This is a genomic window from Pseudomonas sp. NBRC 111119, assembly GCF_001320125.1.
In the GTDB taxonomy this organism is placed as follows: Bacteria; Pseudomonadota; Gammaproteobacteria; order Pseudomonadales; family Pseudomonadaceae; genus Aquipseudomonas; species Aquipseudomonas parafulva.
On record NZ_BCAV01000007.1, the window covers coordinates 46,346 to 58,470 of the forward strand.

General features: G+C 63.3%; 9 protein-coding genes. 6 read left to right on the forward strand and 3 right to left on the reverse strand.

The features are described from left to right. The first annotated feature begins 47 nt into the window (after positions 1 to 47). Positions 48 to 2,591, forward strand: coding sequence for an HWE histidine kinase domain-containing protein (locus APH25_RS03005; protein WP_060481016.1), 2,544 nt, complete (start codon positions 48 to 50; stop codon positions 2,589 to 2,591). A 207-nt stretch (positions 2,592 to 2,798) separates the two neighbouring features. On the opposite strand, the gene APH25_RS03010 is transcribed toward APH25_RS03005, so the two are convergent. Then, positions 2,799 to 4,442, reverse strand: a complete 1,644-nt coding sequence (locus tag APH25_RS03010; protein ID WP_028633953.1) for an acetolactate synthase large subunit — start codon at positions 4,440 to 4,442, stop codon at positions 2,799 to 2,801. A gap of 170 nt (positions 4,443 to 4,612) precedes the next feature. Here APH25_RS03010 and APH25_RS03015 point away from each other — a divergent pair, with 170 nt between their 5' ends. Together APH25_RS03015 and APH25_RS03020 are read left to right on the forward strand one after the other, a co-directional pair. After that, positions 4,613 to 5,494 (forward strand): LysR family transcriptional regulator, encoded by an 882-nt coding sequence (locus APH25_RS03015; RefSeq protein ID WP_060481017.1) that lies wholly within the window; start codon positions 4,613 to 4,615, stop codon positions 5,492 to 5,494. A gap of 150 nt (positions 5,495 to 5,644) precedes the next feature. Next, positions 5,645 to 6,829, forward strand: coding sequence for an MFS transporter (locus tag APH25_RS03020; protein ID WP_060481018.1), 1,185 nt, complete (start codon positions 5,645 to 5,647; stop codon positions 6,827 to 6,829). A 12-nt stretch (positions 6,830 to 6,841) separates the two neighbouring features. Here the strand turns inward: APH25_RS03020 and APH25_RS03025 are convergent, their stop codons facing one another. After that, a complete protein-coding gene (locus APH25_RS03025; RefSeq protein ID WP_060481019.1) occupies positions 6,842 to 8,056 on the reverse strand; it encodes a diaminopropionate ammonia-lyase in 1,215 nt (404 codons plus the stop codon). 66 nt (positions 8,057 to 8,122) lie between these two features. Next, complete coding sequence (locus APH25_RS03030; RefSeq protein ID WP_060481020.1) at positions 8,123 to 9,373, reverse strand: Zn-dependent hydrolase; 1,251 nt, start codon at positions 9,371 to 9,373, stop codon at positions 8,123 to 8,125. A gap of 132 nt (positions 9,374 to 9,505) precedes the next feature. On the opposite strand from APH25_RS03030, the gene APH25_RS03035 reads away from it, so the two are divergent. The 3 genes from APH25_RS03035 (at position 9,506) to APH25_RS03045 (ending at position 12,109) form a co-directional block, all read left to right on the forward strand. Further along, positions 9,506 to 9,967: an Lrp/AsnC family transcriptional regulator gene (locus APH25_RS03035; RefSeq protein WP_060481021.1), complete on the forward strand. Its 462-nt coding sequence runs from the start codon at positions 9,506 to 9,508 to the stop codon at positions 9,965 to 9,967. A gap of 88 nt (positions 9,968 to 10,055) precedes the next feature. After that, complete coding sequence (locus APH25_RS03040) at positions 10,056 to 11,051, forward strand: aldo/keto reductase (protein WP_060481022.1); 996 nt, start codon at positions 10,056 to 10,058, stop codon at positions 11,049 to 11,051. A gap of 104 nt (positions 11,052 to 11,155) precedes the next feature. Then, on the forward strand, positions 11,156 to 12,109 hold the full coding sequence (locus APH25_RS03045) for an endonuclease (protein WP_060481023.1): 954 nt from the start codon (positions 11,156 to 11,158) through the stop codon (positions 12,107 to 12,109). The last annotated feature ends 16 nt before the right edge of the window (positions 12,110 to 12,125 follow it).

Consider the following 12,125-nt stretch of genomic DNA (forward strand, 5'->3'; position numbering starts at 1 on the left):
CAAGGCGGCCCAGCGGGCAGCCTTTACATTTTTCACAGGCCTGGCTAATGACCTCCGACCCACTGGTAAACCTGAGCAACTGCGACCACGAGCCCATCCAGATTCCAGGCAGCATCCAGCCCCATGGCTGCCTGCTGACCTGCGACGCTTCCGCAACCACCCTGCTGCGTCATTCGCTGAACGCCCCGCAACTGCTGGGGGTAGAGGGTGACATCAACGGCCAGAAGCTGGACGTCGTTCTCGGTGCCGAACTTGCTCATACCCTGCGCAATGCCCTGGCACGCCTGCGCGAAGGCTCCCGCCCCGCGCTTCGCTTCGCAGAAGTGCTGCCCAACGGCGTGGCTGTGGACGTCACCGCCCACCTGTACAAGGGCAATGCGCTACTGGAGTTCGAGCTGGCCGGCCAAAGTGGCGCCGAGCCCGTCGAGCTGGCCCGCACCCTGATTGCCGAGCTGCGGGAAATCGACAAGACCAACCGCCTGTTCCGTGATGCGGCGCGCTTTGTGCGGGCGGTGCTGGGCTATGACCGGGTGATGATCTACCAGCTGGACAGTGACGGTGCCGGCAAGGTCATCGCCGAAGCCAAGCGCAGCATTCTGGAGAGCTTTCTGGGGCAGTACTTTCCGGCTTCCGATATTCCACCCCAGGCACGCTCGCTGTACCTGCGCAACCTGATCAGGGTCATCCCGGATGTAGGCTTCGAGCCAGTCGCCATTGAACCTGTGCTGGACGCTTCAGGTGAGCCCCTGGACCTTTCGTACGCGCACCTGCGCAGCGTCTCCCCCGTGCACTGCGAGTACCTGCACAACATGGGTGTGGGCGCCTCGATGTCGATTTCCGTCATCGTCAAAGGTGAGCTGTGGGGGCTCATTGCCTGTCATCACTATTCGCCGCGCACGTTGAACATGGGGCAGCGCGTGGCAGCGGAGATGTTCGGTGAGTTCTTCTCGCTGCACATCGAGACCCTGCACAGCCGGCAAAAGCTGGAAGCCGCCGTGCAGGTGCACGAAACCCTCGACGTGATGCTGCGTGATGCCAACCATGCGGCAGATATGGACATATTCTTCCAGGGGCGTCTGCCGCGCCTGATGGCGCTGATACCGTGCGACGGCATTGGCCTGTCGTTGCAGGGGCGCTGGTCGTCCGCCGGCACCGTGCCGCCAAAAACCGCGCTGCCCGAACTGTTGCGGTTTGCCGACGGCATCACCGAAGGCAGAACCTGGGCATCCCACCGCCTGGCAACGGCTCACCCGGCGGCTCAGGCGTACTTCACCGAGGTGTCCGGGGTGCTGATACTGCCTATATCGCAGCGCCCGCGGGACTACATCATCTTCTTCCGCAAAGAGGTGGTGGAAACCCTGGACTGGGCGGGCGACCCCAATAAAACCTACATCAGCGGCGCCTTGGGTGACCGCCTGACCCCACGCAAAAGCTTTGCCATCTGGAAAGAAACGGTCCACCAGCAGTCATTGCCCTGGACGGAGCAGGACCGCCAGTTCGGCGATGCCATCCGCACTGCCATCGTCGAAGTCGTGCTGCACAACAGCGAGCTGCTGGCCAGCGAGCGGTCCAAAGCTGAGGTGCGCCAGCGCATTCTCAACGAAGAGCTGAACCACAGGGTCAAGAACATCCTGTCGCTGATTGGCGCGCTGGTTGCCCACCCCACCTCCGAAAGCCAGACGCTACAGGGTTATGTGGCCACGCTGCAGGGGCGGATCCAGGCACTGGCGCTGGCGCACGACCAGGTGGTGCGCGGCGACGGCGGTGGGCGGCTGGCGATGCTGCTGGACGCGGAGCTGTCGCCCTACCGCACCGCCAGTGGGGTGATCGAGCTGCAGGGGCCGAATGTGATCCTCGATGCACGGGCCTATTCGGTGATGGCGTTGGTGCTGCATGAACTTGCCACCAATGCGGCCAAGTACGGGGCGTTATCGCGCCCGGGCGGCACCCTGTCGGTCACCTGGTCACTGGATGAGGCAGGTGCCTGCACCATCGAGTGGCAGGAACGCGGCGGCCCGCCAGTGCGCGCGCCGAGCCGCAATGGTTTTGGCTCGGTGCTGATCAGCCGCAGCATCCCCTTCGACCTGGGCGGTACCAGCCAGGTCGAGTATTGCCCGGAGGGGCTGCGCGGTTGTTTCACCATCCCCGATAAACACCTGGCGCTTGGCGAGGCGGAGGCTGCGGCGACAGCCGGCACAACGGCGGCATCGTCCGGGGAGCGCTTTGCGGCTCGGGCGGGTTTGAACGTGCTGATTCTGGAGGATCAGCTGGTGATTGCCGTAGGCCTGGAGCAGATTTTGACCGACGCGGGTGTGGACTGCGTGATGACGGCGAGTTCCGAGCACGAAGCCATGCAGTTGCTGACAGTGCGCCAGCCGGATGCAGCCATTCTGGATGTGAATCTGGGGCGGAGCACGTCGATTTCCGTGGCTGATGAGCTCACGCGCCGTGGGATACCCTTCCTGTTTGCCACCGGTTACGGCGACGGCATCAGCATCCCCGCGCACCTGAAGCACATCCCGGTCACGCGCAAGCCCTATGACACCAGCACTATCCTGGCAAACCTGCAGAGCTTGTTGAGGCCACAGTAACCCTGTGGGAGCGGGTTCACCCGCGAAGAAGGCAGCGCGATATATGGCACCGGCTTCGCCGGTGTTCGCGGCTAAAGCCGCTCCCACAGAACCCCATAAAATCAATAGCTTATGTGAGCTTCATCAGATCAGATCTAGCTGGCCATCCGGGTGCGGGGCACCCGGAAAGAGGCAGGCGGCGAGCCGTGTACACCCGCCACCTTGATCTCAGATAGCCAACGCGCGCTCGCGCAGTTCGCTGTTGAGAATGCGGTCGTTCTCGCTGTAGTCGACCGGGCAGTCGATCACATGCACGCCTGGGGTCTTGATGCAGTGTTCCAGCAACGGCAGCAAACCTTCAGCGCTTTCCACACGGTGGCCATTGGCACCGTAGGCCTCGGCATACTTCACGAAGTCCGGGTTGCCGTAGTCCAGGCCGAAATCGGTGAAGCCCATGTTCGCCTGCTTCCAGCGGATCATGCCGTAGCCGTCATCGCGCAGAATCACCACGGTCACGTGCATGCCCAGGCGTACGGCAGTTTCCAGCTCCTGGCTGTTCATCATGAAACCACCGTCGCCACACACCGAAATCACCGGGCGGTCCGGGTACACCAGGTGCGCCGCCATGGCCGACGGCAAGCCGGCGCCCATGGTCGCCAGGGCGTTGTCCAGCAGCACGGTGTTAGGCTTGTGGGCCTTGTAGTTGCGGGCGAACCAGATCTTGTAGATGCCGTTGTCCAAGGCCACGATGCCTTCGGACGGCAGCACGCGACGGATGTCGGCCACCAGGCGCTGCGGGTAGACCGGGAAGCGGTCGTCGTCGGCGCCTTCGGCAGTCTGCGCTTCGTTGGCCTCGCGAATGGCCATCAGGCGCGTGAAGTCCCAGTGGCTGGTGTCGGTCAGGGCCTCGCCAATCTGCCACACGGCGTTGGCGATATCGCCGATCACTTCCACCTGCGGGAAGTACACCGCATCCACTTCAGCCGAACGGAAGTTTATGTGAATAACCTCGGTGCCGCCGCGCACCATGAAGAACGGCGGCTTCTCGATCACGTCGTGGCCGATGTTGACGATCAGGTCGGCTGCTTCGACGGCGCGGTGCACGAAATCACCCGAAGACAACGCGGCGTTGCCCAAGAAGCGTGGGTGACGCTCGTCCACCACCCCTTTGCCCATCTGCGTAGTGATGAACGGGATACCGGTCTTGTCGATCAACTGCTTCAAGACCTTGGCGGTCATCTTGCGGTTGGCGCCGGCGCCGATCACCAGGATCGGGTTGCGGGCGTTTTGCAGCTTCTGCACGGCTGCCTCGATGGCCTTGTGCTCAGCCAGCGGGCGACGGTGCAGGCTGGGGGGAATCGGCAGGCTGTCGGTCTGCTCGGCGGCGATGTCTTCCGGCAGCTCCAGGTGCACGGCACCGGGCTTTTCTTCTTCTGCCAAGCGGAAGGCTTCACGCATGCGCGCCGGGATGTTGTCAGCCGAGGCGAACTGGTGGGTGTACTTGGTGATGGGGTCCATCATGCCGCACACGTCGATGATCTGGAAACGGCCCTGCTTGGACTTCTTGATCGGCTTCTGGCCGGTGATCATCATCATCGGCATGCCGCCCAGGTAAGCGTAGGCACTGGCAGTGACCAGGTTGGTAGCACCGGGGCCGAGGGTAGACAGGCTGACGCCGGTCTTGCCGGTCAGGCGGCCATAGGTGGCCGCCATGAAGCCTGCGGACTGCTCGTGGCGGGTCAGTACCAGCTTGATCTTCGACTTGCGCAGGGATTCGAGCAGGTCGAGGTTTTCCTCACCAGGGATGCCGAATACATACTCGACACCTTCGTTTTCCAGACATTGCACAACGACATCGGCGGCCTTGGCCATTTAGGGTACTACCTCGAAATCTTGGAGGAATTGCGGCTTGTTAAAGCGGCGTGACTGAGATGTTGCAGGATGTCTCAGTGCCGCGCATCGTAGGCCTTCGCGTTAATAATATTAAATATATTGTTATGATGCTCAGCATCACAAAACGTTATGAATGGTGAACCGCGCCGATGAACCTCAAAGCACTGCGCTGCTGCGTCGAAATCGTACGTCAGGGCAGCTTCACCAAAGCGGCCCAGCACCTGCACATCGCCCAGCCAGCATTGAGCATGGCGGTGACGCGCCTGGAAGAGGAACTGGGCGTCAGCCTGTTCAACCGCACCACCCGCAAAGTGGTGCTCACGGCCGAAGGCGAGCAGTTTCTGCCGCGCATTGCATCGGCACTGCGGGAGATGGACGTGGCCCGCCAGGAACTGCGCGACATGGCCGACCTCAAGCGCGGCGAAGTGCGCCTGGGCATCCCGCCGATGTTCGGCCTGCACTATGTGCCCGGCCTGATGAACGCCTTCCGCCGCCTCTACCCTGGCATTGCCATGACCGTGTTCGAGGGCAGCGCCGAGGACATCGGCCAGCGCCTGGAGCAACGTGACATCGACCTGGCCTTGCTCGAATCCAGGCGAGTGCCCCCTGACAAACAGTCGATCCTGCTGGGCAGCGACGAGATGCTGGCCTGCATGCACCCGGATCACCCCTACGCCGGTAAAGACAGCCTGACGGCCGAGGACCTGCGCAAGACCGACATGGTGGTGTTCGACCGCACGTTCGTGCAGCGCCAGCTGCTGGATGCGTTTTTTGCAGAACACGGCATCACCTACCAGGTGGCCCTGCAAAGCAACTTTGTGTCGCTGGTGGTGCAGGCGGCACTGGACAACCTTGGCGTCGCGACGTTGCTGCGCTCGGTGCAACTGCGCACCCCCGGCATCGTCGGGGTGCCGTTCAAACCCGCGCAGCAGATGAGCTTTCGCCTGTGCTGGCGGGCCGGGGAGTACCTATCGCTGGCCAGTAAACGGTTCATCGACTTCGCCGAGCAAAGCCAATACCTGGAACGTTGAACGGCAAGAGCACATTTGTACCCCGGCCTGCACTTCCCTCCTTTTGCACGGTCAGACCCTAGGCCTTGCCGTTAGACACGCTCGACGTCAAGGCCCATGATTCTCTAAGATTCAACTTTATCGTTTCAGCTTGTTGCATTAAGGACCACGATGTCAGTTCAGCAATTACCCCCGCTGCCCACCAAAGGCACCGTCGCCAGGATGGAAGCCGCCATGGCCCTGGGCAGCTTTGCCATCGGGACCGGCGAATTCGCGATCATGGGCCTGATGCCTGATATCGCCAGCAACCTGCAGTTGAGCGAGCCCCAGGTTGGCCACGCCATCAGTGCCTACGCATTGGGAGTGATGGTGGGCGCCCCGACCCTGGCGATATTGGGAGCCAAGTTGCTGCGCAAGCACATGCTGCTGCTGTTGATGGCCCTGTATGCACTGGGCAACCTGGCCACTGCTTTTGCGCCCTCCTTCGGTGGCTTGGTGGCCTTCCGCTTCGTCAGCGGCCTGCCCCACGGCGCCTATTTCGGCATCGCCGCCGTAGTCGCTTCGAGCATGGTGGCCAGCAACCAGCGGGCGGGGGCCGTAGCACGGGTCATGATGGGCCTGACGCTGGCCATGCTGCTGGGCAACCCGGTCGCCACCTTCCTGGGCCAGTACTTCGGCTGGCGTTCTGCGTTCGTGCTGGTGGGCGTAATTGCCCTGTGTACCATCGCCATGGTCTGGCGCTTCGTCCCCCAGCGGCACGATGAAGTGCGCAGCGACCCGCGCAAGGAACTCAAGGCCTTCACCCTGCCCCAGGTGTGGATGGCGCTGGCCATCGCCTCCATTGGCTTCGCCGGCATGTTCTGCGTGTTCAGCTACCTGGCACCCACCATGCTGGAAGTCACCCGGGTAGCCCCGCAGTGGATCCCTTTTGGCCTGGCCGCATTCGGGCTGGGCGGTATCATCGGCAACATTGCCGGCGGCAAGCTGTTTGACCGGCTGCAGTTCCGGGCGGTGGGGCTGGTGCTGGCCTGGTCCATCGCCGTACTGCTGTTCTTTACCTTCGCTGCACACGCCCTGTGGAGCCTGCTGCTCGGCGTTGGCCTGGTGGGCACCATGATCGCTTTGGCAGCCCCGTTACAGATCCGCCTGATGGACATCGCCCACGAGGCGCCAAGCCTTGCCGCTGCCTCGAACCACGCGGCCTTCAACCTGGCCAACGCCCTGGGCCCCTGGCTGGGCGGTATGGCCATCACGGCGGGCATGGGCTGGACCAGCACCGGTTTCATCGGCGCGGCTACCGCCCTGGCAGGCCTTGGGCTGTACTTCATCGCCCGGCGGATGAAGGGCGGCCACTGAACCTTACCAGCGTCAGGCAGCCGCCCAGGCGGCCTGACGCGCCAGTACCGACTCGGCGCGCTCCCCCACCAGTTCGGCATACACACCCGGGGCTGTGGCGCCCTCGGTACTGATCACAAGCAGGCGTGCTTCAGGGCCAAGGGCCAGGCCCGCTGCAACGTCGGGTGCTTTTTCAAGCAAGTGCATGGCGCCTGCCAGCCCGGCCACGGCCGACTCACCCGCCAACACTGGTATGTCACCTTCACTGCCGGCTGCCAGGCGACGCATGGCAGCTATCGCTTCGGCATCACTGATGGTCATGAAGGCATCGACGCTGGTTTGCAAGAAGCGCCACGCCAGCGGTGATGTTTCGCCGCAGGCCAGCCCCGCCATCACCGAGTCTACCGACCCGGTAGCCTTGGCCGGTTCACCGCGCAACCCGCTCTGGTACAGGCAGTCGGCCTGTTCGGGCTCAACCACCACGAACACCGGACGGTGCTCCGCGTAGAGTTCCCACAGGTAGCTGACAACGCCTGCCGCCAGGCCGCCCACCCCACCTTGCAGAAAGACATGGGTGAACGGTGGCTGCCCGGCGTTGGCTTCGACGACCTCTGCAGCAATGGTGGCGTAGCCCTGCATCACATCCCGCGGGATCACCTCGTAACCTTCATAGGACGTGTCGGACACCACGTGCCAGCCGTTGCTGGCAGCCAGCGCCGCGGCGTGTGCCACCGATGCGTCATAATTGCCGGCAATACGCACGATCAGGGCACCGTACGCGGCAATGGCCCGTTCACGCTCGATGCTCACCTGCGCATGCAGCACGATCACACAGCGGCAACCTATGCTCTGCGCCGCCGCCGCCAAGGCCCGACCGTGGTTGCCATCGGTTGCACTGACAACGGTGAACGCGCTGAGCAACTGAGCGTGGTGCCCCGCAAGCACGCCGTACGGGTGCATGCGTTGCAGGGGGAAGCTTCCCAGTACCAGGCGCAGCAGCGCGATAGGCGCACCCAGTGCCTTGAAGCTGCCCAGTTCCGAGCGCACAGATTCATCCTTGACCGCTACCTGCGCAACACCCAGTTCAGCGGCAAGGCCGGGCAAGCTGTACAGCGGGGTGGGCTTCTGGTTCAGGCGAGCCCACCCGCCCATCCAGTGGCGGCTCTGTTGGGCGATGGCAATGCTCATCACCGCTTGAAGGGCACGTGGGTAAGGCTGGCGGCAAGCGTTGGGGTTACGAACGAACATGCAGTACGGCTCCTGCTGGCAAGCCAGCGATGGCAACAGTCAGTGAAATGCCCACACAGGCGTGGCTCAGGCCCTGCTCAGGCGCTGGACCACCACGTCCAGCAGCACGTTGGCGCCCTGGATCAACAGCGCGTCATCGGTGTGCTCATGCGGGTTATGGCTGATACCGCCCTGGCTGGGCACGAAGATCATCGCTGCCGGTGCCGTGCGGGCGATCATCTGCGCGTCATGGCCTGCACCTGACACCATGCGTCGATAGCTCAAGCCCAGGCGGGCCGCTGATTGCTCGATGGCATCCGCCAGGCCTGCGTCGAACACCACTGGCGCAAACCGCGCCAGGCGCTCGCTGCTGATGCTGACCTGCTCGCGTTCCGCCAGGTCGGCCAGTAGCTGTTGAAGACGCGCTTCGGCAGCCGCCAGGCGGCCTTCGTCAGGATCACGCAGGTCGACCGTGAACGTTGCCTTGCGCGGGATGACATTGATGACGTTGGGTTCGAACTGCATGCAGCCGACCGTTGCCAGCGTGGTTGGGCAGTCCGTTGCCAGGTCACGCAGCGCTGCCACCACCGCACAGGCGACGAACCCGGCATCGTGCCGCAATGCGGTGGGGGTGGTACCGGCGTGGTTGGCGTGGCCCTTGACCTGCACCTGCTGCCACGAAATACCCTGCAGGCGCTCCACCACGCCAATCTCAACGCCTTCTGCCTCCAGAATGGGGCCTTGCTCGATGTGCAGCTCGACATATTCATGGGCAGCAATCGCCCCTGGCACAAGCGGGCCGGCGTAGCCAATGCGTGCCAGTTCGTCGCCAAGGCGGGTACCGTCACTGCCTACGGTGTCCAGCGCTTGCTGCAGCGCCATCCCGCCGGCATGCACCAGCGAGCCCATCATGTCGGGCTGGTAGCGCACGCCCTCCTCGTTGGTGAACGCCGCGACGGTGAGCGGGCGCTCGGGCAGCCGCCCAGCCACCCGGTAGGCGCGCAGTACCGCAAGGCCCGCCAGCACGCCGTAGCAACCGTCCAGGGCGCCGGCGTTGGTGACCGTGTCGATGTGCGAGCCCATCATCAATGGTGCTTGCCCGGCGCCTTTGCCGCGCCCAGGCAAAGTGGCGAAGATGTTGCCAATGCGGTCCACCTGCACGTGCAGGTCAAGGGTTTTCATCCAGCCCACCAGCATGTCCCGCCCGGCCTTGTCTGCATCAGTCAGCGCGATGCGCGTGCGGCCGCCCTGGTAAGGGTCTGCGCCCACCTGGCCAAGCGCGTGAAGCTGCCGCAGCAGCAGTGCGCCATCCAGGCGCAGTGCAGGTTTCGTGTCCATACCGTTCTCCGCCAATGAGGATTTATTCGAATGGGGAGATTTTATTCACTGCCAGTGCAATAAAAGCTTGATTATCGAGCGCTTGACGCACTTTCATTACGCATTACCTTCACTTTGCCCCGGACGCGCGTCATGCCCCTCGATCACTTCGACCTCGCCTTGCTCGATGCGGTACAGCAAGACGCTACCACCTCGCAAATGCAGCTGGGCACCCAAGTCAACCTGTCCTCGGCCGCGGTCAACCGCCGTCTGAAAAAAATGACCACCGATGGCGTGATCACAGCAACGGTGGCCCAGGTGGACCCCGTGCAACTGGGCTACGTACTGACCGTGATCACCGAGGTTGAGGTGGAGAACGAGCGCCTGGACCTGCTCGATGCCATGAAGCGCACCTTCCTGGCCTGCCCACAGGTGCAGCAGTGCTACTACGTCACTGGCGCCTATGACTTCGTGCTGATCCTGCTGGTGCGCAATATGGAGCAGTACACCCAGCTCACGCGTGAGCTGTTTTTCGAGAACAACAACGTCAAGCGCTTCAATACGCTGGTGTCCATGAGCAACGTCAAGACCGGTGTGCGCGTGCCGACGGCGTAACACCCTGGTTCGCCACCTTCGGGGAATTTGCCTACAAGCCCGATGTCGGTACGCTGACCCCTCATTAGCGCCCCTGAAGGAGACAACGATGCAATACGTGAAGCTGGGTAGCACCGGGCTGGACATCTCCAGGCTGTGCCTGGGCTGCATGACCTTCGGTGAACCGGATGCCGGCACCCACCCCTGGACGTTGGGTGAAGAGGCCAGCCGGCCGATCATCCGCCACGCGGTGGAGCAAGGCATCAACTTCTTCGACACCGCCAACAGCTACTCGGCCGGCACCTCGGAAGTGATCGTGGGCAAGCTGCTGAAGGAATTCACCCGCCGCGACGAAACCGTCATCGCGACCAAGGTGTTCTACCCGGCTAACATGTGGCAAGGCGCCAGCCGGCCCAACGAGCAAGGGCTGTCGCGCAAGGCCATCATGACCAGCATCGACGCCAGCCTGACGCGCCTTGGCACCGATTATGTCGACCTTTACCAGATCCACCGCTGGGACTACCACACGCCCATCGAGGAAACCATGGAAGCCCTGCATGATGTGGTGAAGGCCGGCAAGGCCCGCTACATCGGCGCCTCATCGATGTATGCCTGGCAGTTCGCCAAGGCGCAACAGGTGGCGGCCAGCCACGGCTGGAGCCGGTTCGTGTCGATACAGAACTACCTCAACCTGCTGTACCGCGAAGAAGAGCGCGAGATGATCCCCCTGTGCCTCGACCAAGGTGTTGGCCTGATGCCCTGGAGCCCCATGGCGCGCGGCCGCCTGACCCGGCCCAACGGCCAGCAGACCGAACGCACGCGCACTGATATTTCCGGCCAGTCGTTCTATGAAAAAACCGAGCTGGAGGACGGCCGGGTCATCGACGTGGTCGAGCAGATAGCCGGGGAACGCGGAGTGCCCATGGCACAGGTGGCGTTGGCTTGGGTGCTCGGCAAGGCCGGTGTGTCGGCGCCGATCGTCGGCGCCTCCAAGCCCGCGCACCTGGACGACGCCCTGGCCGCGCTGGCGCTGCACCTTGGCGAGGATGAAATCGCGCGTCTGCAGGCCCCTTACGTGCCCCACGGGGTAACCGGGTTCAAATAAGCCTGGTGCACAGGGCCCGCTGGCGCCTCGCGGCCAGCGGGCTGTTCAGCCAGACATAAAGCATTACAATGCGCGCCCCTGTTAGAGCCGCGTGTTGTTTAGCCATGAAATCATTGCGTTACGCCCTGAACCTCCTGCTGCTTCTAAGCTTCGCAGCTTGGGCAAACCCGCCCTCCACCTTCACCGAAGCCAAGGTTGTAGCCAAGCAGCGGGTCTATATGGACCAGGCCAGCAGCCCCATGGGCGAGTTGTATTGTGGCTGCCAGTGGACCTGGGTGGGCAAGTCTGGCGGGCGCATCGACGCAGCCTCCTGCGGCTATCAGACACGCAAGCAGCAGAACCGCGCCGAGCGTACGGAGTGGGAGCACATCGTGCCTGCCCATACGTTCGGCAACCAGCGCCAGTGCTGGAGAAACGGCGGCCGTGAGCATTGCGTAGACACCGACCCGGTATTCCGCGCCATGGAAGCAGACCTGTTCAACCTGTACCCGGCCGTGGGTGAAGTGAACGGCGACCGCAGCAATTTCAACTATGGCATGGTCGCCGGTAACGCCGGCGAGTACGGGCGGTGCACCACCAAGGTCGACTTCGTGCAGCGCGCCGCCGAGCCCCGTGATGAAGTGAAAGGCCTGGTAGCACGCACCACGTTCTACATGTTCGACCGCTACCGGCTGAACATGTCGCGCCAGCAACAGCAACTGCTGATGGCCTGGGACAAGCAACACCCGGTTTCGGCCTGGGAAAAGGAACGTGACCGGCGCATTGCCGCAATCATGGGGCACGCGAACCCGTTCGTGACCGGCGAACGCCAGTGGACCGCCAATTACCAGCCCGTGGGCGATGGCGTGGTACAGGCTGTGCCAGCAGCGCGCCAGCCAGCAGGCCAGGCCCGTGCCGGCGCAGTCGGCGCGGTGCTCGGCAACCGCAACAGCCATGTGTATCACCTGGCCTCTGGCTGCCCGGGCTATCACCAGGTCGCGTCGAAGAACCAGGTGAACTTCGCCAGCGAAGGCGAGGCGCAGGCCGCCGGTTATCGCAAGGCCGGCAACTGCCGCTGATCCGCCAAGCCCGTCA